The organism is Streptomyces sp. NPDC004721 (assembly GCF_053601495.1).
In genome coordinates this window covers 137,866-161,960 of record NZ_JBSGBZ010000009.1, presented here as the reverse complement: position 1 = coordinate 161,960, position 24,095 = coordinate 137,866, and the positions used below count along the sequence as shown (strand labels likewise).

The window sequence follows — 24,095 nt, the reverse complement described above, 5'->3', positions numbered from 1 at the left end:
GCATCGCGGAAAGCGACGCCGAAACCACCGCTCACCGGGGAGAGACCATGTTCCACTACGAACTGCACCAGCTGCGCTCCGCCGAACTCGGCCGCCGCGCCGCGCAGGACCGCCTGGTCCGCGAGGCCCTGCGCGCCCGCCGTGCCGCCCGCCGCTCGGCCGGCGGGCGAACCGCCGAGGCGGAGCCCCATACCCACGGCCCCCACCGGCGGCGGTTCACCCGCGCGGCGTGAACACGGGCCGGCGCGACCCCGGCGGCCAGGACGGCCCCGGCTCCACGAGGGTGGGCCGGGGCCTCCCGCATGTCCGTCCGTCTGCCGTGGGCAAAACAAGTGCCGCCCTGTCGGACCCTCGTGCGATGCTCGGGCATGTGGAGACCAGGTCCGTCAGTCCGGTGTTCGTCGGCCGCGCCGACGAGTTGAGCACTCTGCACGACGCGCTCGCCCGCGCGGCCCGGGGAGAGCCGCAGGCCCTGCTGCTCGGCGGTGAGGCGGGCGTCGGCAAGACCCGCCTGGTCGAGGAGTTCACCGCCGCCGCCGTGCGCGCCGGCGCCGTCGTCGCGCTCGGCGGCTGCGTGGAGATCGGCGCCGACGGACTGCCGTTCGCCCCCTTCTCCGCCGCCCTGCGCGCCCTGCGCCGCGAACTGCCCGGCGAACTCGCCGCCGCGGCCGCCGGACAGGAGGAGGAACTCGCCCGGCTGCTGCCCGAATTCGGCGAACCGGCCCCCTCGCGAGGCACCGGCCGGCACGACGAGGAGGGCATGGCCCGCCTCTTCGAACTCACCGCCCGCCTGCTGGAGCGCGTCGCCGCCGACCACACCGTCGTCGTCGCCCTGGAGGACCTGCACTGGGCCGACGCCTCCACCCGGCACCTGCTCGCCTACCTCCTGCGCACCCTGCGCACCGGCCGCCTCGTCGTCCTGGCCACCTACCGCTCCGACGACATCCACCGCCGCCACCCGCTACGGCCGCTGCTCGCCGAACTCGACCGGCTGCGCACGGTCCGCCGCCTCGAACTCGCCCGCTTCACCCGGCAGGAGGCGGGCCGCCAGATCGCCGGCATCCTCGCCGCCGAACCGGACCCGGTCCAGGTCGACGAGATCTTCGAACGCTCCGACGGCAACGCCTTCTTCGTCGAGGAACTCGCTGTCGCCGCCCACGAGGGCTGCCGCACCAGCCTCAGCGACTCCCTGCGCGACCTGCTGCTCGTGCGGGTCGAGAAGTTGCCCGAGCCCGCCCAGCGGATCGCCAGGATCGCCGCCGAGGGCGGGTCCACCGTCGAGCACCGGCTGCTCGCGGCCGTGGCCCGGCTCACCGAGGACGACCTCATCGAGGCGCTGCGGGGCGCCGTGAACGCCAACATCCTCATCGCCGCCCCCACCGGCGACGGCTACCGCTTCCGGCACTCCCTGGTGCGTGAGGCCGTCAGCGACGACCTGCTGCCCGGCGAGCGCTCCCGCCTCAACCGCCGCTACGCAGAGGCCCTGGAGGCCGACCCGACCCTCGTCCCCGCCGACCAGCGCGTCATGCGGCTGGCCAGCTACTGGTACCACGCCCACGATCCGGCCAAGGCCCTGCCCGCAGTCCTGGACGCCTCCGTCGTGGCCCGCGCCCGGCACGCCTACAGCGAGCAACTACGGCTGCTGGAACGGGCGATGGAGCTGTGGGACGCCGCGCCGGAAGAGGTGCGGGCCCGGCTGAGGCCCGTCGACTACACCGAGATCTACCCGCCCTGCGGCTGCGATCCGGCGACCACCCCGCTGACCTTCCTCGACCTGATGGCCGAGGCCGCCGTCGCGGGCCGCTTCTGCGGGGAGCGGGACCGCGCCTTGAAGATCACCAAGCGGGCGCTGCGCCTCCTGGAGGACGACAACGACCCCCTCCGGGCCGCCTGGTTCTGGATCCAGCGCTCCAAGCTGGTCCAGGCGAAGGCCCATGGCGACGGCTGGTGGGAACTGGGCACCGCGCAGGAACTGGTGCGCGGGCTGCCGCCGTCCGAGGTGCACGCGGAGGTGCTGGCGAACGTCGCCCAGTGGTCCATGGTGCACGTGCCGGGCCCTGATGCCCTCTCGGCCGCCGAACGGGCCGTGGAGTACGCGCGCATGGTCGACGCCTGCGAGATCGAGATGACCGCGCGGCTCACCCTGGGCGGCCTCATGGTCCAGGCCGGCGACGTCGAGGCGGGCCTCGCCGAGATGTACGAGGTCAACAAGCGCACGGTCGGCGACGGCATCGCCGCCGTCGCCGGCCGCTCCTTCGTCAACCTGCCCTCCGAGCTGGAGTCCGTCGGCCGCTCCCGCGAGGCCGTGCCGCTCATGGAGCAGGGGATCGCCTTCACCCAACGCTTCGGCCTGCTGGACAGCGAGGCCTGGGTGTGGGGCAACCTCGCCGAGTCACTGTTCACCCTGGGGCGTTGGGAAGAAGCCGCCGACGCGGCCTCCCGGTCCCGGCGTGTCGGCCAGAGCGCCAAACCACGCGGCTTCCACGCCCGCGTCCGCGCCCAACTCGCCCTCGAACGAGGCGACCTGACCGAAGCCTCCGGCCAACTGGCCGACGCCCTGGAAAACTTCGGCACCCACGACAACGCGCCCCAGCACGCCCTGCCGCTCGCCCGCATCGCGATCGCGGTCGCCGCGGGCGAGGGCCGTCTGCTGGACGCCCGCGCCGAACTCGAACGCGTCCTGAACGACGGCTTCCCACCCGGCACGCAGCGCTACGGCTGGCCGCTGCTGCTCACCGCCGCCACGGTGGAGACCCACGCGGCCGGGCTGCCCGCCGCCGGCCCCGGGCGCGCCGAGACCTTGCGACGCATCCGGCACGCCACCAAGTCGCTGGCCACCAACGTGCCCGTCTGGCAGGCGTACGAACGCTGGGTGCGCGCTGAACTGCTGCGCGCCGAGGGGCGTAGCTGCCCGGAGGAGTGGGCCGGGATCGTCGCCGCCTTCGAGACGCTGGAGCGCCCCTACGACCTCGCCCGCGTCCGCTGCCGCCTCGCCGAGGCCCTGCTCGGCACCGACGAGGACCAGCGGGACCGGGCCACCGAGCTGCTGCGCCTGGCGCACGCCGTCGCCGAGCACCTGCGTGCCCGCCCGCTCGCCGAATCCGTCGCCCTGCTGGCCCGCCGCGCCCGCCTCGCCCTGACCGGCGCCCCGCAGCAACCCTCCGCTTCCGCCGATCCGGTCGAGTCCCTGGGCCTGACCAGCCGGGAACGCGATGTCCTGCGGCTGGTCTCGGCCGGCCGCACCAACCGCCAGATAGCCGAGGAACTCTTCATCTCGCCGAAGACGGCCAGCGTCCATGTCTCGAACATCCTGGCCAAAATGGGTGTCTCGGGTCGCGGAGAGGCGGCGGCACTGGCCCACCGGCTGGGCCTGTTCCCACCGGGGACCGAAGACCGACTGGCAGCGGGATGACCGGAAGACGCCGACCGGGGGGAAGCCGTGTTCAACGTGTTCGAGGAACTGTTCGCGCCCGGCCGCAAGCACACCCGGGACGAGCAGAAGCGGCTGGAACTGACCCGGGAGGACGTCGGGGACAACGATCCCTGGCGCGGGCCGATCGATCTCGCCTCCGGGAAGGTCGTCGTACGGCCGCCCGACCCTCCCGCGGAGGAGGCCGGAACCGGGCGGGGGTGAGCGCCGGGGGCTACTTCACCTCCAGTTCCAGGATCCGGTCGTCGCCCTTCTTCGGAGTGCCGCGGCCGTCGGTGTTGCTGGTGACCAGCCAGAGCTTGTCGCCGCCCGCCGAGACCACCGTGCGCAGGCGGCCGTAGGTGCCGGTGAGGAACGCCTCGGGGGCCGCCGAGAGCTTGGTGCCGCTCAAGGGGATCCGCCACAGGCGCTGACCCCTCAGGCCCGCCATCCAGATGGAGCCCTCGGCGTAGGCGATGCCGCTGGGGGAGGCCACGTTCGTGTGCCACTGGGTTATCGGGTTGTGGAACTTCGGGTTGTTCGTCCTGCCCTCCGCGTCCGGCCAGCCGTAGTTGTCGCCCGGTTTGATCGCGTTCAGCTCGTCCCAGGTGTCCTGGCCGAACTCGGAGGCGAACAGACGCTGCTTGTCGTCCCAGGCCAGGCCCTGCACATTGCGGTGGCCGTACGAGTACACGGGGGAGTCGGGGTACGGGTTGCCCGGGGCGGGCAGGCCGTCCGGGGTCAGCCGCAGGATCTTGCCGCCCAGGGACTTCCTGTCCTGGGCCAGGCCTCGGTCACCGGTCTCGCCCGTGCCCGCGTACAGCATCCTGTCGGGGCCGAAGGCGATCCGGCCGCCGTTGTGGATGACTCCCTTGGGGATGCCCTTGAAGATCGTGTCGGGTGCGCCCAGTTGCATACCGGCGGGCTTCTTGTCGTCGTACAGCATCCGGACGATGCGGTTGTCCGAGGCCGAGGTGAAGTAGGCGTAGATCATGTGGTCGGAGGCGTAGTCGGGGGACAGCGCTATGCCCAGCAGGCCGCCCTCGCCCTCCGGCGAGACTCCCGACACCCTGCCCAGTTCGGTCTTCTGCCCGGTCTTCTCGTCGACCCGCGTGATCGTCGCCTTGTCACGGGAGGAGACGAGGAGACCACCGCCGGGGATCGGGGCCAGTCCCCAGGGGCTGTTCAGGCCCTCCGCGACCGTGCGCAGGACCTTCACCGCGCCCTTGGCCGGCGGCGCGGTCTCCGTGGGTGCCTGCCCGGAGGGCGAGGCCACCGCCGCCGTACGGCCGGGCGCCATGCCGTCCCCACCGGCCGACGCGCCCCCGGAGGAGCAGCCGGCCGTCAGCAGCAGGGCGGCGGCCAGCACGCCCGTCACAGCTCGACGTTGCACGATCTTCGTCCCTTCGACGCGGCGGGTTCTACTTGTCTTACACCGCCCGCACCTCCAAGGTTCCCGATCACCCGAATCCCACGCCGACCTCGAATCCGACGCCGCGAAACCGCCGCCGCGAAACCGCCACCCCGCCCTGGCCGGCGAGGGGAAGGGCGCGGTGTTCCCTCACCTGCGCCGAGCGGCTCACCGCGACCCGCGACCGGGAGATGCGGCTGCGGGCCGCCGCCGGCGCCACGGCACCGCGCCGAGCCGCGAGATGGGGCCCCGCTGGTCGCCGTCCCTCCACGAACCACCGCGCACGCCCCACGCGAGAACGGGTTCCGGACACCTGACGTTCCGCCCTGCCAGCGGCTGCCGCGCTGGGACGCGGTCGGCGACGCGGGGCGTGCCGCGCACACGCGGGGCGCGTGTTGGTGTCGGGCGTGGTGGCGGGTACGGGCCAGGGATTCGAGGCCGGTGGTGCTGGGTGTGCGGTGCCGCAGAGGCGGGGGCGCGCGTGGGTGCCCGGCGTGGCGACGGGCGTGGGCCAGGCCTCGGGGCCGGGCGTCCGGGCCAGGCCTCCGGCCAAGGCCCCCTGAGCCGGGGTTCTGGGCCAGGCCTCCGGGGCGAGCTTCCGCGCCGGGTGTCCGGGTTGGGCCTTTGGGCCAGGCATCCGGACTTCCGGGCGGGACTTCCGGGCCAGGCCTCCGGGCCGGACCCTTGGGGCAGGTTTCCGGGCTCTGGGAGACCGGGGCCGCGGGTATGCGGCGCCGCGCACGTGGGCGCGCTCCAGCGTGAGTCAGGCCTCCGGGGCGAGCTTCCGCGCCGGGTGTCCGGGTTGGGCCTTTGGGCCAGGCATCCGGACTTCCGGGCGGGACTTCCGGGCCAGGCCTCCGGGCCGGACCCTTGGGGCAGGTTTCCGGGCTCTGGGAGACCGGGGCCGCGGGTATGCGGCGCCGCGCACGTGGGCGCGCTCCAGCGTGAGTCAGGCCTCCGGGGCGAGCTTCCGCGCCGGGTGTCCGGGTTGGGCCTTTGGGTCAGGCATCCGGGCGACCGGGTCTGGTCTCCAGGCCGGGCCTCCGGGCCAGGTCGGCCGCGGTCGAGGCGTGGTGTGGCTCAGTCCCACGAGCCCTGGGCCGTGGGCAGGTGGCCCAGTTCCGTCAGGTCGTCGGCCGTCAGGCGCAACCCCGCCGCGTCCGCGTTCTCCGTCACCCAGTGCTCCTGCTTGGTGCCGGGTACCGGGATCACATGGCGGCCCTGGGCCAGTACCCAGGCCAGCGCCACCTGGGCGGGTGTGACGTTCTCGCCGTGCCGGGCGGCCGTCCGCCGCAGGCCGGCCACGATCGGCTGGTTCGCGGCCATCATCTCGGCGGTGAAACGGGGATGCCGGGCCCGCACGTCTTCCGGCTCGAACCCCTGGCCGGGGGTGAGGGTGCCGGTCAGGAAGCCGTTGCCCAGCGGCATCGCCGCCAGGAAGCCGACCCCGCGGTCCGTGCACCACGGCAGCAACGACTCCAGCGCCTCCGGCGACCACACCGACAGCTCCGCCTGCACCGCGCTGACCGGGAAGACCTGCTGCACCCGCTCCAGCTGGCGGATCGTTCCGTCGTGCAGCCGCGCACCGGACCGGCGCCGGCCGCGCGCGCCCACCGCGCACAGGCCGAGCGCCCGCACCTTCCCGGCCCGCACGAGGTCCGCCATCGCCCCCCAGGTCTCCTCGACCGGGACCTCGGGATCGGCGCGGTGCAGCTGGTAGAGGTCGATCACGTCCGTCTGGAGACGCCTGAGCGAGGCGTCGCACGCCCGCCGCACATAGCCGGGACGCCCGTTGGCCACGATGTGCTGCTCGCCCACCAGCAGACCGACCTTCGTCGAGACGAAGGCGTCGGACCGCCGCTCCTTCAGCACCCGCCCCAGCAGCAGCTCGTTGGTGAACGGACCGTACATGTCGGCCGTGTCCAGCAGCGTCGAGCCCAGGTCCAGCGCCCGGTGCACAGCCCTGAGCGACTCCGTCCCCCGCTGCCGCGACGCGCTGTACGCCCAGCTCATCGGCATGCACCCCAGCCCTACGGCCCCCACCGCGAGTGCCGCCGCGCCGATCGTCCTGCGCTCCACTTGGCCGTAACCCTCCCTCTCTCAGGGCCCACCAACCTAACCTCTGGCCGCGCGTGCCCCTGGCATAGCCTCCTGAGCATGACTGCTGACGTATGGCTGCCCATTCCGCCGGACGAGATCGCGGGGCTTCCGCAGGGGCCCACCTACCGTTTCTGGGACGGCGCCGAGGAGTTCCCCGCGAACCCCGCCGACTGCGCCTTCTACGTCGTGCCGTACATGAAGCCCGGTGGCGTCGGTCTGCGCCCGATGCCCCGGATGAGCTCCGTACGGGTCGTGCAGACGCTGTCCGCCGGCACTGACCACGTGGAGCCGGGCCTGAGGCACCTGCCGCCGGGCGTACGGCTGTGCAACGCGCGCGGGGTGCACGAGGCGAGCACCAGCGAGCTCGCCCTGACGCTCATCCTGGCCTCGCTGCGCGGCATCCCCGACTTCGTCCGGGCCCAGGACCGGGGTGAGTGGGGCGGAGGCTTCCGTCCCGCCCTCGCCGACAAGAACGTCCTCATCGTCGGCTACGGCTCGATCGGGGCCGCCATCGAGGACCGGCTCGTGCCCTTCGAGGTCGCGCGGGTGGCGCGCGTGGCGCGCTCCGCGCGCACCACGGAGCGCGGCCCGGTGCATCCGCTCACCGATCTTCACTCCCTGCTCCCGCAGGCCGATGTCGTCGTCCTGTCCACGCCCTTGACGGAGGCCACACGCGGGCTGGTGGACGCGGACTTCCTGGCGCGGATGAAGGACGGCGCGCTGCTGGTGAACGTCGCGCGCGGCGGCGTGGTCGACACCAAGGCGCTGCTCGCCGAGCTGGACAGCGGCCGTCTGACCGCCGCCCTCGACGTCACCGACCCCGAGCCGCTGCCCCCGGGCCATCCCCTGTGGCACGCGCCGGGCGTGCTGATAAGCCCCCATGTCGGCGGCCCCACATCCGCCTTCATGCCGCGTGCCAAGCGGCTTCTGACGGATCAGTTGCGCCGTTTCGTGAACCAGGAGCCGCTCGCCAACGTGGTCCTCACGACGGGCACGGCAAGCGTCTAGTCCGCTTCGGGTACGGTCCGCGACTCTACGAACGCGTTCCGTACCCGTATCCGCGCTGGTCGTCACGGAGCGTAGAGAAGCTATGTCCCTGAGTGACGAGACTGGTGTATCGTCCCGACAGGGGCTGCGCCGCGCACCGTTCGGCGCCGGGGATGGACATTTCAAACTGCGAGGGGGGCGACGGGCGATGCACGGCCTATGGACGAACGATCCGACGCGGCGGGGCCGCCACCGGCGGCCCTGGCGCACGGCCGCGCGCAGACGCGGCCACCACAGCCAGCACCACCGCAGGCCCGGCGGTCGCCGGAGGCACGCCCACCCGGCGCACCGGAAGCCGGGGGGCCCGGTCGCACGGACCGGGAGGCCCCGGTGAGCCCGCCACCACCCGTCATGACCGCGTTCGACGGTGGCCTGCGGACGCCGGCCGCGCCGGGGGCGCTGCTGCCGGGGCAGTCGGCCGCCGACGGCCGTTCGAGACTGGCGCCGCAGCTCCTGCTGGCCCTGGTGTGCGCGGGGTACGCCATCGGTGCCGCGTGCGGCTGGGGTTCCAGCGAGGTCGCGCTGTTCATGGGCGACTTCGGGCTGAGCGCCGCGGCCGGCACCGCCGCCGTCTCGTGCGCGCTGTACGCCCGCGGCCGCCACGTCCGCTTTCGAACCGCCTGGCTGCTGTTCGCCCTCTCCTCGGCGATGGCGGCCCTGGGCAACTCGGTCTGGGGGTGGTACGAGGTCGTCCTGGGCGCGTCCGTGCCCAGTCCCAGTTACGCCGACCTGTTCTTCTTGTGCTTCGCGCCACCGGCGATCGTCGGTCTGCTCGTGCTCGCCAAGCGGCCGGTGAACAGGGCGGGGTGGGTATGCCTGGCACTGGACTCGTGGTTGATCGGGGGCTCGCTGCTCACGTTGTCCTGGAGCCTCGCACTCGCCCAGGCGGCCAAGTTCGACGGGTCGAGCGTCGCGCACACCGCGCTCTCGCTGGCGTACCCGCTGCTGGACATCGCCCTGGTCTCCATGGTGCTCGTGCTGCACTTCCGGTGTTCCTCGATCAACCGCACCGCGGTGAACACGGCGATCGGCGCGCTCGCCCTGACCGTGCTGTGCGACGCCCTGTTCACCTCGCCGCTGCTGCACAACAACTACCGCTCGGGGCAACTGCTCGACGCCGGCTGGTTCGCCGGCTCCCTGCTCCTGGCGTACGCCCCGTGGGCGGCGCCCCGCCCGGGACAGCCGACCGCCGAGCACTACGACACGGACCCGTACCAGGCAGCGCCGTATCAGGCGGAGGGACACCAGTTGGACGGGCGTGAGCCGGACCCGCGCTCCGCCGACGGGCACGCGCGCGTGGCCGACGCCTACGGGCACATCCCCGAGGACCACGGCCGCGTGCCGGCCGACCACGTGCCCGGGCGGCCGCCCGCCGTGCGCCCCGCGCACGGCGGGCCGCCCGCTCAGGGCGCGGATCACGGCCGGTACCCGTCCGGCCGGCCCCTCGCGGGCTCCCTCGCCGCCCTCACTCCGTACCTCGCCGCGGCCGTGTGCACGCTGGGGGTCCTGTACAACGCGCTCAACGGCCACAGTGTCGACCGCGTGGTGCTGATCACCGCCGGCGCCGTCGTGCTGGTGCTCGTCGTGCGCCAGGGCATCGTGCTGCGCGACAACATCGCGCTCACCCAGGAACTGGCCCAGAAGGAGAACCACTTCCGCTCCCTGGTGCAGGGCTCCAGCGACGTCATCATGATCGCCGCGCCCAACGGGATCCTGCGGTACGTCTCCCCGGCCGCCGCCGGGGTGTACGGGCGGCCGGCGGAGGAACTGGTCGGCACGGAACTGGCCGGGCTCATCCACCCGGAGGATCTGGGCTGCGTGGTGCACGAGGTGCGCCGCTTCCTGGTCGCCAGCCCGCGCCGAGAGCCCACCGCGCGCATCGAGTGCCGCTTCCGCTCCGGCGACGGCGGCTGGCTCAACGTGGAGTCGACCATCAACCGCCACCACGGCGGCCTCATCTTCAACAGCAGGGACGTGACCGAGAGAGTGCGCCTCCAGGCGCAGCTCCAGCACAACGCCGAGCACGACCCGCTGACCGACCTGCCCAACCGGGCGCTGTTCACCAAGCGCGTCCAGCAGGCCCTGTCCGGCCGCCGCTCGACCGACCACGGCACGGCCGTGCTCTTCATCGACCTCGACGGCTTCAAGGCCGTCAACGACACGATCGGGCACCAGGCCGGGGACGAGCTGCTCGTCCAGGCCGCCCGCAGACTCCAGGAGGCGGTACGGCACGGGGACACCGCGTCCAGACTGGGCGGCGACGAGTTCGCGGCCCTGATCGTCGGGGACGGCACCCGCGATCGCACCGCCCGTGAACGGCACATCCTGGAGCTCGCCGACCGCCTCAGGGTGACGCTGTCGCAGCCGTACCTCATCGACGGCAACGATGTCCGCGTGGCCGCCTCCATCGGCGTGGCCTTCGCCGAACAGGGCCTCGGCGCGGGGGAGCTGCTGCGCAACGCCGACCTCGCCATGTACCGCGCCAAGGCGGCCGGCAAGGGCCGCGTCGAGCTGTACAAGCCGCAGATGCAGCAGGACGTCGTCCGCAAGGCGGAGCTGGCCACCCGGCTCAGAAACGCCCTGCACGAGGGCGAGTTCACCCTGCTGCACCAGCCGGTGGTCCGCCTGGACGACGGCCGGATCACCTCGGTCGCCGCCCAGGCGCGCTGGCGGTCATCGCAGGGCGTGCTCTTCACGCCCGCCGAGTTCCTGCGGGTGGCCGAGGACAGCGACAGGACGGCCGAACTGGGCCGCTGGCTGCTGGAGGAGGCCGTCGCGCAGGCCGCCGAGCGCGCCACGGCCGGCCCGAACGTGTCCGTGGTGGTCCGGATGGGCGCCCGCCGTCTGGTGGACCGCTCGCTGCCGCCCGGCTCCGTGGAGGCCATGCTGACCCGGCACGGGCTGCCGTCCGGTGCCCTGGTGATCGAGCTGTCCGACACCGACCCGCGGGTGCCGCTGGACGAGCTGGAGCGGCGCCTGGCGGCGCTGCGGCGGCTCGGTGTGCGCATCGCGCTGGACGGCTTCGGCAGCGGCCACGGGGCCGTCACGGCCCTCAGAAGGCTTCCCGTCGACGCACTGAGGCTCGACCGCAGCCTGGTCGAGGGCGTCGTCGAGTCCGCCCGGCTGCACAAGATCACCAGCGGTCTGCTCCGGATCGCCGCCGACCTCGGGCTCCGGTCCGTGGCCGACGGCGTGGACCTGCCGGAGCAGGTCGTGGCCCTGCGCGCGATGGGCTGCACCCACGGGCAGGGCATGGCGTTCTCCGGGCCGCTGGACGAGTACCGGCTGCGCCGGGCGCTCACCTCCGGCCGCTACCCGGTGCCGCACGGTCCGGCCGAACCGGTGTTCGCCGGGGGGAGCGCCGGGGCCTACACCGCGGCGGTGCCCGTCGTCTTCGGAGGCGGGACGGCCCTCCGCTCACATAATGAGACTCCCGTCCCACCCACTTGACACCGGGTGCGTGCCGGAGGGAGGGTCATTTCCATGCGCACCCGAATTCTCGTACTTGGACAGCGCGTCGGCTGAGCTGGGACCCACCGGACGACGATCCGGAACCCAGCGACCACACCGGCGCGCTTCCCCTCGCTTGCCTTGCGGCACGAGGGGTTTTTTGTTGCACGAGCACCTGGCGTGCAGCGTCCGAACTCCGCCCAAACCTCGCAAAAACCCTCAGCATCGAGAAGAGAATGCCGATGACCGAGCAGGCCACCGGGGCCCCTCATCCGCAGCCGCGGCCCCGATCCGGAGGACACCCGTCCGCGCCCGAGCACGTCACGGGTGCGAAGTCCCTCATCCGCTCGCTTGAGGAGGTCGGGGTCGACACCGTATTCGGCATTCCCGGCGGCACGATCCTTCCCGCGTACGACCCGATGATGGACTCCAGCCGGGTGCGCCACGTGCTCGTCCGTCACGAGCAGGGTGCGGGCCACGCGGCCACCGGCTACGCACAGGCGACCGGCAAGGTCGGCGTCTGCATGGCCACTTCGGGCCCCGGTGCCACCAACCTGGTGACGCCGATCGCCGACGCGAACATGGACTCGGTGCCGCTGGTCGCGATCACCGGCCAGGTCGTCTCCAAGGCGATCGGCACGGACGCCTTCCAGGAGGCGGACATCGTCGGCATCACGATGCCGATCACCAAGCACAGCTTCCTGGTCACCAAAGCCGAGGACATCCCGAAGACGATCGCAGAGGCGTTCCACATCGCCTCGACCGGTCGCCCCGGTCCGGTCCTCGTCGACATTCCGAAGGACGTGCTGCAGACGCAGACGACCTTCTCCTGGCCGCCGGTCATGGACCTGCCCGGCTACCGTCCGGTCACCAAGCCGCACGCCAAGCAGATCCGCGAGGCGGCCAAGCTCATCACCTCCGCGCGGCGGCCCGTGCTCTACGTCGGCGGCGGCGTCATCAAGGCCGGCGCCACGGCCGAGCTGAAGGTCCTCGCGGAGCTCACCGGAGCGCCCGTCACCACCACCCTGATGGCGCTCGGCGCATTCCCCGACAGCCACCCGCTGCACGTGGGAATGCCGGGCATGCACGGTGCGGTCACCGCCGTCACCGCGCTGCAGAAGGCCGACCTGATCGTCGCCCTCGGAGCCCGCTTCGACGACCGCGTCACCGGCAAGCTGGACAGCTTCGCCCCGTACGCCAAGATCGTCCACGCCGACGTCGACCCGGCCGAGATCGGCAAGAACCGCGCAGCCGACGTGCCGATCGTCGGGGACGCCCGCGAGGTCCTGGCCGACCTGATCCAGGCCGTCCAGAAGGAGCACAGCGAGGGCCACCGCGGCGACTACGCCGCCTGGTGGAACGACCTGGCCCGCTGGCGCGAGACCTACCCGCTCGGCTACGAGCAGCCCGCGGACGGCTCGCTCTCCCCGCAGCAGGTCATCGAGCGCATCGGGCAGCTCGCCCCGGAGGGCACGGTCTTCGCCGCGGGCGTCGGCCAGCACCAGATGTGGGCCGCGCACTTCATCCAGTACGACAAGCCGGCCACCTGGCTGAACTCCGGCGGCGCCGGAACCATGGGCTACGCGGTCCCGGCCGCGATGGGCGCCAAGGCCGGGCAGCCGCAGAAGACCGTCTGGGCGATCGACGGCGACGGCTGCTTCCAGATGACCAACCAGGAACTCACCACCTGCGCGCTGAACAACATCCCGATCAAGGTCGCCGTCATCAACAACGGCGCCCTCGGGATGGTCCGCCAGTGGCAAACCCTGTTCTACAACCAGCGGTACTCCAACACGGTGCTGCACTCCGGCCCCGACGACGTCAACCCGGAGGCCAGGGGCACCCGCGTCCCCGACTTCGTGAAGCTGTCGGAGGCCATGGGCTGCCACGCCATCCGCTGCGAGTCCCCGGAGGACCTCGACAAGGTCATCGAGGAGGCGAACTCCATCAACGACCGCCCGGTCGTCGTCGACTTCATCGTCCACGAGGACGCGATGGTCTGGCCGATGGTCGCCGCCGGCACCTCCAACGACGAGATCATGGCCGCCCGCGACGTCCGCCCCGACTTCGGCGACAACGAAGACGACTGACAGAGAGCTGAGTGAGAACCATGTCCAAGCACACCCTCTCGGTCCTCGTCGAGAACACGCCCGGCATCCTCGCCCGGATCGCCGCACTGTTCTCCCGCCGCGGCTTCAACATCGACTCCCTCGCGGTCGGCGTCACCGAACACCCCGACATCTCCCGCATCACCATCGTGGTCAGCGTCGAGGACTTCCCGCTGGAGCAGGTGACCAAGCAGCTCAACAAGCTGGTCAACGTGCTGAAGATCGTCGAGCTGGAGCCGTCGCATGCCGTGCAGCGCGAACTCGTCCTGGTGAAGGTGCGCGCCGACAACGAGACGCGCTCCCAGATCGTCGAGATCGTCCAGTTGTTCCGCGCCAAGACCGTCGACGTCTCCCCGGAGGCGGTGACCATCGAGGCCACCGGTTCCAGCGACAAGCTCTCGGCCATGCTCAGGATGCTGGAGCCGTTCGGCATCAAGGAGCTGGTCCAGTCCGGAACGATCGCGATCGGACGCGGTGCCCGCTCGATCACCGACCGGTCGCTGCGCGCCCTGGACCGTTCCGCATGATCCGGGTCCGGGCGGTCGGGTGACACCGGCCGCCCGGATACCGAGACTCCGAGACCTTCCGTCCCCCCACCGGCATACGGTGGGAAGCACAAACTGCACACCAAGGAGAGAACCCAAAGTGGCCGAGCTGTTCTACGACGCTGACGCCGACCTGTCCATCATCCAGGGCCGCAAGGTCGCGGTCATCGGCTACGGCAGCCAGGGCCACGCCCACGCCCTGTCGCTGCGCGACTCCGGTGTCGACGTCCGGGTCGGTCTGCACGAGGGCTCCACGTCCAAGGCCAAGGCCGAGGAGCAGGGCCTGCGCGTGGTCACCCCGGCGGAGGCCGCCGCGGAGGCCGACGTCATCATGATCCTGGTGCCGGACCCGATCCAGGCCCAGGTCTACGAGGAGTCCATCGCCCCGAACCTGAAGGACGGCGACGCGCTGTTCTTCGGCCACGGCCTCAACATCCGCTTCGGCTTCATCAAGCCCCCGGCCGGCGTGGACGTCTGCATGGTCGCCCCCAAGGGCCCGGGCCACCTGGTGCGCCGCCAGTACGAGGAGGGCCGCGGCGTTCCCTGCATCGTCGCCGTCGAGCAGGACGCCTCGGGCAACGGCTTCGCGCTGGCCCTGTCGTACGCCAAGGGCATCGGCGGCACCCGCGCCGGCGTCATCAAGACGACCTTCACCGAGGAGACCGAGACCGACCTGTTCGGTGAGCAGGCCGTCCTGTGCGGTGGCACCGCGGCGCTGGTGAAGGCGGGCTTCGAGACCCTGGTCGAGGCGGGCTACCAGCCGGAGATCGCCTACTTCGAGTGCCTGCACGAGCTGAAGCTGATCGTCGACCTCATGTACGAGGGCGGTCTGGAGAAGATGCGCTGGTCGATCTCCGAGACCGCCGAGTGGGGCGACTACGTCACCGGCCCGCGCATCATCACCGACGCCACCAAGGCCGAGATGAAGAAGGTCCTCGCCGAGATCCAGGACGGCTCCTTCGCGCGCACCTGGATGGACGAGTACCACGGCGGTCTGAAGAAGTACAACGAGTACAAGAAGCAGGACTCCGAGCACCTGCTGGAGACCACCGGCAAGGAGCTGCGCAAGCTGATGAGCTGGGTGAACGAGGAGGCGTGAGCCTCGTGCCGAAGGGGCCGGGGCGATACCGCTCCGGCCCCTTCGGCGCACCCGGGCGAAGCCGCCGGTCCGTGGCCGGTTCGCGGTGTTGTCCCGCCCGTCCAGCCACGGACGGGTGATCCTTCCGCAGTGGCGCAATACGATGCATGCGGCGCCACTACACTTCTGAACTACAACGCGTCAGGCCCACAGCGTCGTGCGTCTTCCACGCGGCTAGCCCCCTCCTCAGCCTGCGGCCGTCGGGACACGGCCGTCCGCATGCTCCCCCCTAGCTTTTCAAGGCATGGGAGGTGCCCCCAGATCTGTGAGGACTCACGTGAGCTCGAAACCCGTCGTACTCATTGCTGAAGAGCTGTCGCCCGCGACCGTCGACGCGCTCGGCCCGGACTTCGAGATCCGGCACTGCAACGGCGCCGACCGGGCCGAATTGCTCCCCGCCATCGCCGACGTGGACGCGATCCTGATCCGCTCGGCGACCAAGGTCGACGCCGAGGCCGTCGCCGCGGCGACCAAGCTCAAGGTTGTCGCACGAGCCGGCGTCGGCCTGGACAACGTCGACGTCTCCGCCGCCACCAAGGCCGGCGTGATGGTCGTGAACGCCCCGACCTCCAACATCGTGACCGCCGCCGAGCTGGCCTGCGGTCTGCTCCTCGCCACCGCCCGCAACATCCCGCAGGCCAACGCCGCGTTGAAGAACGGCGAGTGGAAGCGCAGCAAGTACACCGGCGTGGAACTCGCCGAGAAGACCCTAGGCGTCGTCGGCCTCGGCCGCATCGGCGCCCTGGTCGCCCAGCGCATGTCGGCCTTCGGCATGAAGGTCGTCGCCTACGACCCGTACGTGCAGCCCGCGCGGGCCGCGCAGATGGGCGTCAAGGTGCTGACGCTGGACGAGCTGCTCGAGGTCTCCGACTTCATCACCGTGCACCTGCCCAAGACGCCCGAGACCCTCGGCCTGATCGGCGAGGAGGCGCTGCACAAGGTCAAGCCGAGCGTGCGCATCGTCAATGCCGCGCGCGGCGGGATCGTCGACGAGGAGGCGCTGTACTCGGCCCTCAAGGAAGGCCGCGTGGCGGGCGCCGGTCTGGACGTGTACGCCAAGGAGCCGTGCACGGACTCGCCGCTGTTCGAGTTCGACCAGGTCGTGTCCACCCCGCACCTGGGCGCCTCCACCGACGAGGCCCAGGAGAAGGCCGGCATCGCCGTCGCCAAGTCCGTCCGCCTCGCCCTCGCCGGCGAGCTCGTCCCGGACGCGGTGAACGTCCAGGGCGGCGTCATCGCCCAGGACGTCAAGCCGGGCCTGCCGCTCGCCGAGCGCCTCGGCCGTATCTTCACCGCGCTCGCGGGCGAGGTCGCGGTCCGCCTCGACGTCGAGGTGTACGGCGAGATCACCCAGCACGACGTGAAGGTGCTGGAACTCTCCGCGCTCAAGGGCGTCTTCGAGGACGTCGTCGACGAGACGGTGTCCTACGTCAACGCGCCGCTGTTCGCCCAGGAGCGGGGTGTGGAGGTGCGCCTGACCACCAGCTCGGAGTCGGCCGACCACCGCAACGTCGTCACCGTGCGCGGCACGCTCGCGGACGGCGAGGAGGTCTCCGTCTCCGGCACGCTGGCCGGCCCCAAGCACCTCCAGAAGATCGTCGCGGTCGGTGAGTACGACGTCGACCTCGCGCTCGCCGACCACATGGTCGTCCTGCGCTACGAGGACCGTCCCGGTGTCGTCGGCACCGTCGGCCGTGTCATCGGCGAGGCCGGCATCAACATCGCCGGTATGCAGGTCGCCCGCGCGGTCGCGGGCGGGGAGGCGCTGGCGGTGCTGACGGTCGACGACACGGTGCCCTCCGGGGTGCTGGCGGAGGTTGCGCAGGAGATCGGAGCCACGTCCGCCCGCTCGGTCAACCTGGTCTGAAGTCGCCGTTCGTTTCAGGCGACCCCCGGTTGAGGTCGCCGTCCCCGGGGGCGCTGCCCCCGGCCCCCCGTTCGCCCTGAACGGGATCGTCCTCAAACGCCGGACGGGCTGCTCGAGCCCGTCCGGCGTTTTCCTGTGCTGTGGACGGCTCTCAGGCCGCCACCTCCGCCACCTCGGCCTCCGCGGCCGGCGCTGCCGCTTCCCTGACGTGGATCCGGCGCAGTGTCGTCGCCGCACCGGCCGCCGCGAGGAGCAGGACCGCCGCCCCGGTGAGCGCCGCGCCGTGCATCCCGCTGGTGAAGGCTTCCCGGGCGGCGGTGGCCAGGGCGTCTCCCGCGCGCCCCGGCACCTGCCGGGCGACGGCCAGCGCGCCACCCAGGGTCTCGTGCGCCGCCGCCGGGGCGGAGGACGGGATCCCACGGCGGTAGATCGCCGTGCCGATCGAGCCGAGGACCGCCATACCCAGGGCGCCGCCGAACTCCGCGCCGGTCTCCAGCAGCGAGGAAGCCGCGCCCGCCTTCTCCACCGGGGCCGCGCTCAGCGCCAGGTCGGTCATCTGGGACAGCACCGTCACGATGCCCGAGGCGAGGACTCCGGCCGCGACCAGCACCAGCCAGAGCGAGTCCGTGCCGGCCAGGGTCAGCAGGCCGTAGCCCACCGCGGCGATCGCGAAGCCCGCCGTCACGACGTAGGCCCGGTTGACGCCCTTCTGGACCAGCGCGGCGGCCGTCGGCGCGGCCATTCCGATCGGCACGGACGGCAGCAGCGCCCACAGGGCCGCCTCCATCGCGCTCTTGCCGAGCACCGACTGGAGGTACTGCGTGGTGAAGAACGCCGAGCCCATCATCGCGAAGGACGAGACGAGGTTGAGGACCACCGCGGGCGCGAAGCCCCGGCCGCGGAACAGGGCCGGCGAGATCATCGGCGAGGCCGCCGTGCGCTGACGGCGGACGAAGAGGGCGGCGAAGAGCAGGCCGACCGCGACGGAGACGACGTAGAGCGGGTGCGCGCCCTCGGACGGGATCTTCTTCAGGCCGTAGATCACGGGGAGCACCGCCGCCATGGACAGCGGCACGCTCAGCAGGTCGAAGCGGCCCGGCTCGGAGCTCTTCGACTCGGGGAGCAGGAACGGGCCGAGCGCCAGCAGCAGCACCATCGCGGGCAGGTTGACCAGGAACACCGAGCCCCACCAGAAGAACTGGACCAGCACGCCGCTCAGCACGGATCCGAGCGCGATCCCGGCGGTCATCACACCGGACCAGATGCCGATGGCCTTCGCGCGCTGGGCGGGGTCGGTGAACATCGTGCGGACCAGCGCCATCGTGGACGGCATCAGGGTCGCCCCGCCGATGCCGAGGACCGCGCGGGCGGCGATCAGGGTTTCGGCGCTGCCCGCGTACGCCGCCACCAGCGAGGCGGCTCCGAAGGCGGCGGCGCCGATCAGCAGCAGTTTGCGGCGGCCGATGCGGTCGCCGAGCGAGCCCATCGTCATCAGCAGGCCGGCCAGGACGAAGGCGTAGATGTCGAAGATCCACAGCTGCTGGGTACCGCTCGGCTCCAGGTCCGCGCTGATCGCCGGGATGGCGAAGTACAGGACCGAGACGTCCATCGAGACCAGCAGCAGCGGCAGCATCAGCACGCCGAGAGCGGTCCATTCGCGCCGCCCGGCACGCGGCGGGTTCGCGGACGGGGTCGTGGTGGTGCTCGTCGAGTTCGTCATGCCCCGTACTGTACGAGCGTCTTAAACGCTTGTCTAGAACGTTTGTATAAGTCGCTTGTCTAGGACGGCTGTATGAATCGCGGGTAGGGTGGCGGGCATGGGACACCGTGAGGATCTGCTCGAGGGCGCCAAGCGCTGCCTGCTGCAGAAGGGGTTCGTGCGCACGACCGCGCGCGACATCGTGAGGGAGTCGGGAACCAACCTCGGCTCGATCGGCTACCACTACGGGTCGAAGGACGCGCTGCTGGTCCAGGCGTACGTCTCGTTGATCGAAGGCGTGGGGGAGACCTCGGGCGTCGGCTGGGGTGCGGGCGGCGCGGTGACGGCGCCCCTCGGGTCGCTGGAGCGCTTCCAGAAGGTGTGGGCGAACATCATCCGATCGCTCCCCGAGTCACGGGGGATCTGGCTGCTGAGCTTCGAGCTCGTCCTCCAGGGAGACCGGATTCCGGAGGTGCGCCGCATGCTGGGCGAGGCTCAGCAGGAGGGACGCTCGGGCCTGGTGTCCCTGTTCACCGGCATCCCGGAGAACGAACTCGACAAGGAGGCCCTCGAGACGGAGGGTCGCTTCTACCAGACCCTCCTCAACGGGCTCATGCTCCAGTGGCTCTTCGACCCGGACTCGGCGACCGACGCCGACCAGCTCACCGAGGGACTGCGCCGAGTGATCGCGGGCACCGGGCGGGAGTCCTAGAGCCGCGCCGCCTTCAGCGCCATGTGCAGCAGCAGCCGGTCCTCGCCGTCGTCCAGGTCGAGGCCCGTGAGCTGCTCCACCCGGGACAGGCGGTAGTACAGGGTCTGGCGGTGGATGCCCAGCTCGGCGGCGGTGCGCCCGGCCTGTCCCGCGCAGTCGAGATAGGCCTCGGCGGTGCGGGCCAGTTCCTGGTGGGCGGGGGAGAGCAGCCCGTGCAGGGCGGGGTCGTGCGCGGCCTCCGGCGGCAGTCCGGTGAGCAGCCGGTACGGCCCGATGGCCGCCCACCGCGCGACCGGCCCCAGCCGCGGCTCCGCCAGCGCGGCCCGCGCCGCCGCCGAGGCCTCCGCCCACGCGGTCCCCAGCTCGTCGAGCCCCGTCCGCGCCGCGGCGATCCCCGCGGCCACCCCGCCGCCACCTGCGGTGGTCCGGCCCGACCCGCCGTGCCGTCCGGTCGTCCCGTCCTGGGCGGAGGCTCCTCCGGTCCCGGCACCGGTGCGGCCCGCGCCGGCGGGCCCCGACGCGGCCGCCTGCTCCAGCAGGCGGGTCGCCGCCGACACCGCCGGTGTCAGCGTGTCCGTGGAGCGCAGGCTGACCAGCAGGACCAGGCTCTGGCCACTCGTCCCCCAGGGGATCGCGCACAGGGCCCTGGCACCTGGCAGGGTGCGCACCGAGGGGGCGTCGTCCGGGTCCGCCGACGGCCAGGGGGCCACGCACACCACTGTGTGCGGTCCGCCCGCGCGGACCCCCAGGGCCGTCCGCAGCTCCGCCACCGCCATGTCCCGCGGCCAGCCCGGCTCGGCGGTCAGCACCGCCCGCAGCTCCCGGGTGAGGTCCGCGCCGTGCTGGGCCTCGTCCGCCAGCAGCGCGCCGATCCGCCCGGTCACCACCATGGCCGCGGCCAGCTGCCGCTCGGTGGGCCCGGGGTCGTAGTCCAGGAGCCAGACGTAGCCGAGGACGACACCCCGATGGCGGACCGGAAGGCAGATCCGTCCCCGGTACACGCCCGCCTCCGGGGTCCGCGGGATCCGCACCGGACCGGTCGCCCGGGTGATGCCGAAGCCCTCGAACCAGTGGCGGACGGCCGCCGTGGAGCGGCGGGTCAGGATCGATCGGGTGCGCACCGGGTCCAGGGCGGACGGATCCAGGTCGCCCTCGCTGTCGTAGGCGCCGAAGGCGATCAGCTCGAAGTTCCGGTTCTCCAGGGTGGCCGGCGCGCCGAGCAGCTCCGAGATCTCGTCGACCAGCTCCTGGTAGTCACCCTTGTAACTGGATGTCACCCGGGCATTCTCCCGCATTTCCGCATGGCCTTCATACATCTGTCTGAGATCACGGGCGCGGATGCGTGACAGCTGTCGATGGCCGACGATCTGAGGAAACCTTTACTTTCACGGTGGTTCTCCGTGCCGCCCCCGAACCGTCGGGCTGCGGCCTTGTGTTGCTTGTTTGTGTGGAGGTGCCCCGTGCTGGGTCCCGTGATTCTCGCCGCGTCGCGCAGCGACCGGATGCGACGCCTGATCTCGGCGGCCCCGGGGACGAAGCAGGTCGTCGACCGCTTCATCCCGGGCGAGACCGTGGGCGACATCGTCCCGATCATCGACGACCTCACCGCCAGGGGTCTGGAACTGACCATGGACGTGGTCGGTGAGGACATCACCACCCCCGAGCAGGCCGCCGCCGCGCGGGACGCGTACCTGGAGCTGATCGACCGGATCAAGGACCTGGAGCTCGGTCCGAAGGTCGAGATGTCCGTGAAGCTGTCCATGTTCGGCCAGGCCCTGGAGCACGGCCACGAGCTGGCGCTGAAGAACGTCCGCCCGGTCGTCGAGGCCGCCGCCGCCATCGGCACGACGGTCACCCTGGACGCCGAGGACCACACCACCCTCGACTCGATGTTCGCCATCCACGAGGAACTGCGGAAGGACTTCCCGCAGACCGGCTGCGTCATCCAGGCCTACCTCTTCCGCACCGAGGCCGACGCCCGCCGCCTCGCCGCGAACGGCAGCCGGGTCCGCCTGGTGAAGGGCGCCTACAAGGAGCCCGCCGAGGTCGCCTACCAGAACAAGCACGAGATCGACAAGGCGTACGTCCGCATCCTGCGCGTTCTGATGCAGGGCGACGGATACCCGATGATCGGCTCCCACGACCCGCGCCTGATCTCGATCGGGCAGGAACTGGCCCGCACCGCCGGCCGTAAGCTCGACGAGTACGAGTTCCAGATGCTGTACGGCATCCGCAGCGACGAGCACCTGCGCCTGGCCGCCGAGGGCCACCGCATGCGCGTCTACACCGCCTTCGGCACCGACTGGTACGGCTACTTCATGCGCCGCCTCGCGGAGAAGCCGGCCAACCTGCGCTTCTTCCTCCGCTCGATGGTCAGCAAGGGCTGAGCCTCCGCACCCCGCTCGCAACACCGCTCAAGTCAAGGAGTTCGGAACCCATGGACGCTGTGACCCAGGTCCCCACGCCCGTCAACGAGCCGGTGCACGGCTACGCCCCCGGCTCGCCCGAGCGCGCCCGCCTGGAGGCCAAGCTCAAGGAGCTGGCCGAGAACCCGATCGACCTGCCCTGCACCATCGACGGTGTCCAGCGCATGGGCGGGGGCGAGTCCTCCGAGGTCGTCCAGCCGCACAACCACAAGGCCGTCATCGGCACCTACCGCAACGCCACGAAGGCCGACGCCCAGGACGCGATCGACGCCGCCCTGGCCGCGGCCCCGGCCTGGCGCGCGATGTCCTTCGACGACCGCGCCGCGATCATCCTGCGCGCCGCCGAGCTGCTGTCCGGCCCGTGGCGCGAGACGATCGCCGCCTCCACGATGCTCGGTCAGTCCAAGACCGCGCAGCAGGCCGAGATCGACAGCCCCTGCGAGCTGGTGGACTTCTGGCGCTTCAACGTCCACTACGCCCGCCAGATCCTCGCCGAGCAGCCCCCGGCCAACTCCCCGGGCGTGTGGAACCGCATGGACCACCGTCCGCTGGAGGGCTTCGTCTACGCGATCACGCCGTTCAACTTCTCGGCGATCGCGGCCAACCTGCCCACCGCGCCGGCCCTCATGGGCAACGTGGTGATCTGGAAGCCGTCCCCGACCCAGACGCACGCCGCCGTGCTGCTCATGCAGCTGCTGGAGGAGGCGGGCCTGCCCAAGGGCGTCATCAACCTCGTCACCGGTGACGGCATCGAGGTCTCCGAGGTCGCCCTGAACCACCGCGACCTGGCCGGCATCCACTTCACCGGTTCGACCAAGACCTTCCAGTACCTGTGGAAGACGGTCGGCAACAACATCGAGAAGTACCGCGCCTACCCGCGCCTGGTCGGTGAGACCGGCGGCAAGGACTTCGTGGTGGCCCACCCGTCGGCCGATCGCGCGGTGCTGAAGACCGCGCTGACCCGCGGTGCCTTCGAGTACCAGGGCCAGAAGTGCAGCGCCACCTCCCGCGCCTACATCCCGGCGTCGATCTGGAACTCCGGCTTCAAGGAGGAGTTCACCGCCGAGGTCGACTCCCTGACCATGGGTGACGTCACCGACCTGTCGCACTTCATCGGCGCGGTCATCGACGACCGCTCCTTCGCGAAGAACAAGGCGGCGATCGACCGGGCCCAGGAGGACCCGTCCTGCACGATCGTCGCGGGCGGCACCTACGACGACTCGGTCGGCTACTTCGTCCGCCCGACCGTCATCGAGTGCACCGACCCGGAGAACGAGGTCTTCACGACCGAGTACTTCGGCCCGATCCTCGCGGTGTACGTCTACGACGACAGCTCGGCCGAGAAGTACGACGAGATGCTGACCCAGATGGAGTCGGTGTCGGACTACGCCCTGACCGGCTCGGTCATCGCCGGCGACCGCGCCGCCGCGGCGTACACGATGGAGAAGCTGCGCTACGCGGCCGGCAACTTCTACATCAACGACAAGTCGACCGGCGCCGTGGTCGGCCAGCAGCCCTTCGGCGGCGGCCGCGCCTCCGGCACCAACGACAAGGCCGGCGCCCCGCAGAACCTGATGCGTTGGACCCTGACCCGCGCCATCAAGGAGACCCTGGTCGCGCCGACCGACTACTCCTACCCGCACATGGGCTGACGCCCGCGCGGTACCCCCTGAACCCCGCCCCCGCTCCGGAAGCACCCCTCCGGACCGGGGGCGGAGCCATTCGGGTCAGAGGAAAAAGCCCAGGTCAGAGGGGCATGGCCCAATCCACCGTCTCAGATAGTAGGAAGTCCGAGTAATTGTGGAGACAGGCGCCCGGTCCTCACTTAGTTTTGTAGGAACCGAGCGTCTCGCTTGATCCAGCGAATGGCGGTCGTGAGCCGGGCCCGTGCAGGTCACCCCTGCGGCAGGCTTTCCGCCCCTTCCGGGGGTGCCGCCCACGCCCATTAGGCAGTGGGGGAGTCTCGTCAGTCTTCTTTTCCGTACTCCGTGCTGCTCGAAGGAGTCGATTCCCATGCCCGAGACGACCGTCCGCCGCCGCGTCCGCCACATCCCGCGCACCAGCGAATCCGACCGCAAGAACGCCGCCGCCGCCCTCCAGCGCGCCCTCGACCGCCGCGACAACGGCGGCCAGACGGGTCACTGAGGTCCCGGAGTCTCCCCGGGGTGTCCGGATCGCGGACG

Annotated in this window: 17 protein-coding genes; 13 read left to right on the top strand and 4 right to left on the bottom strand. The window is 71.5% G+C overall.

Annotated elements, in window-relative coordinates:
- The first annotated feature begins 47 nt into the window (after positions 1-47).
- The 3 genes from ACWEK3_RS10915 (at position 48) to ACWEK3_RS10905 (ending at position 3,634) form a co-directional block, all read left to right on the top strand.
- Positions 48-233, top strand: coding sequence for a hypothetical protein (locus ACWEK3_RS10915; RefSeq protein WP_450543551.1), 186 nt, complete (start codon positions 48-50; stop codon positions 231-233).
- A 125-nt stretch (positions 234-358) separates the two neighbouring features.
- The gene (locus ACWEK3_RS10910) at positions 359-3,412 is read left to right on the top strand and encodes a helix-turn-helix transcriptional regulator (protein WP_450543553.1); all 3,054 of its coding nucleotides are present in this window, start codon (positions 359-361) and stop codon (positions 3,410-3,412) included.
- A 27-nt stretch (positions 3,413-3,439) separates the two neighbouring features.
- Positions 3,440-3,634: a DUF6191 domain-containing protein gene (locus ACWEK3_RS10905; protein WP_453249518.1), complete on the top strand. Its 195-nt coding sequence runs from the start codon at positions 3,440-3,442 to the stop codon at positions 3,632-3,634.
- A gap of 10 nt (positions 3,635-3,644) precedes the next feature.
- Here ACWEK3_RS10905 and ACWEK3_RS10900 read toward each other — a convergent pair whose 3' ends face one another.
- Positions 3,645-4,802: a PQQ-dependent sugar dehydrogenase gene (locus ACWEK3_RS10900; RefSeq protein WP_453249517.1), complete on the bottom strand. Its 1,158-nt coding sequence runs from the start codon at positions 4,800-4,802 to the stop codon at positions 3,645-3,647.
- A gap of 1,098 nt (positions 4,803-5,900) precedes the next feature.
- Positions 5,901-6,899, bottom strand: coding sequence for an aldo/keto reductase (locus ACWEK3_RS10895; RefSeq protein ID WP_453249516.1), 999 nt, complete (start codon positions 6,897-6,899; stop codon positions 5,901-5,903).
- A gap of 78 nt (positions 6,900-6,977) precedes the next feature.
- Between ACWEK3_RS10895 and ACWEK3_RS10890 the strand changes: the two genes are divergently transcribed.
- The 6 genes from ACWEK3_RS10890 to serA all read left to right on the top strand — a co-directional run bounded on the left by ACWEK3_RS10890 (position 6,978) and on the right by serA (position 17,075).
- On the top strand, positions 6,978-7,928 hold the full coding sequence (locus ACWEK3_RS10890) for a 2-hydroxyacid dehydrogenase (RefSeq protein ID WP_450543559.1): 951 nt from the start codon (positions 6,978-6,980) through the stop codon (positions 7,926-7,928).
- A 390-nt stretch (positions 7,929-8,318) separates the two neighbouring features.
- A complete protein-coding gene (locus ACWEK3_RS10885; protein ID WP_453249546.1) occupies positions 8,319-11,417 on the top strand; it encodes a putative bifunctional diguanylate cyclase/phosphodiesterase in 3,099 nt (1,032 codons plus the stop codon).
- 242 nt (positions 11,418-11,659) lie between these two features.
- The gene (locus tag ACWEK3_RS10880; protein WP_453249515.1) at positions 11,660-13,507 is read left to right on the top strand and encodes an acetolactate synthase large subunit; all 1,848 of its coding nucleotides are present in this window, start codon (positions 11,660-11,662) and stop codon (positions 13,505-13,507) included.
- Between the two features lie 20 nt (positions 13,508-13,527).
- The gene (gene ilvN / locus ACWEK3_RS10875; RefSeq protein WP_361416262.1) at positions 13,528-14,052 is read left to right on the top strand and encodes an acetolactate synthase small subunit; all 525 of its coding nucleotides are present in this window, start codon (positions 13,528-13,530) and stop codon (positions 14,050-14,052) included.
- 118 nt (positions 14,053-14,170) lie between these two features.
- On the top strand, positions 14,171-15,169 hold the full coding sequence (ilvC, locus tag ACWEK3_RS10870) for a ketol-acid reductoisomerase (RefSeq protein WP_453249514.1): 999 nt from the start codon (positions 14,171-14,173) through the stop codon (positions 15,167-15,169).
- Between the two features lie 316 nt (positions 15,170-15,485).
- Positions 15,486-17,075, top strand: a complete 1,590-nt coding sequence (gene serA, locus ACWEK3_RS10865) for a phosphoglycerate dehydrogenase (RefSeq protein WP_450544143.1) — start codon at positions 15,486-15,488, stop codon at positions 17,073-17,075.
- A gap of 151 nt (positions 17,076-17,226) precedes the next feature.
- On the opposite strand, the gene ACWEK3_RS10860 is transcribed toward serA, so the two are convergent.
- Positions 17,227-18,795 carry an MFS transporter gene (locus tag ACWEK3_RS10860; RefSeq protein ID WP_450544145.1) on the bottom strand — a complete coding sequence of 523 codons (1,569 nt, stop codon included), beginning with the start codon at positions 18,793-18,795 and terminating at the stop codon, positions 17,227-17,229.
- 97 nt (positions 18,796-18,892) lie between these two features.
- Between ACWEK3_RS10860 and ACWEK3_RS10855 the strand changes: the two genes are divergently transcribed.
- The gene (locus ACWEK3_RS10855; RefSeq protein WP_450544146.1) at positions 18,893-19,486 is read left to right on the top strand and encodes a TetR/AcrR family transcriptional regulator; all 594 of its coding nucleotides are present in this window, start codon (positions 18,893-18,895) and stop codon (positions 19,484-19,486) included.
- Here ACWEK3_RS10855 and ACWEK3_RS10850 read toward each other — a convergent pair.
- Positions 19,483-20,781, bottom strand: a complete 1,299-nt coding sequence (locus ACWEK3_RS10850; RefSeq protein WP_453249513.1) for a PucR family transcriptional regulator — start codon at positions 20,779-20,781, stop codon at positions 19,483-19,485. The two genes, ACWEK3_RS10855 and ACWEK3_RS10850, sit on opposite strands and share 4 nt — an antisense overlap.
- Before the next feature lie 165 nt (positions 20,782-20,946).
- On the opposite strand from ACWEK3_RS10850, the gene ACWEK3_RS10845 reads away from it, so the two are divergent.
- The 3 genes from ACWEK3_RS10845 (at position 20,947) to ACWEK3_RS10835 (ending at position 24,057) form a co-directional block, all read left to right on the top strand.
- Positions 20,947-21,873 (top strand): proline dehydrogenase family protein, encoded by a 927-nt coding sequence (locus ACWEK3_RS10845; RefSeq protein WP_365422088.1) that lies wholly within the window; start codon positions 20,947-20,949, stop codon positions 21,871-21,873.
- 50 nt (positions 21,874-21,923) lie between these two features.
- Positions 21,924-23,564, top strand: a complete 1,641-nt coding sequence (gene pruA / locus ACWEK3_RS10840) for an L-glutamate gamma-semialdehyde dehydrogenase (protein ID WP_453249512.1) — start codon at positions 21,924-21,926, stop codon at positions 23,562-23,564.
- A gap of 361 nt (positions 23,565-23,925) precedes the next feature.
- Positions 23,926-24,057 (top strand): hypothetical protein, encoded by a 132-nt coding sequence (locus ACWEK3_RS10835; protein WP_141358068.1) that lies wholly within the window; start codon positions 23,926-23,928, stop codon positions 24,055-24,057.
- The last annotated feature ends 38 nt before the right edge of the window (positions 24,058-24,095 follow it).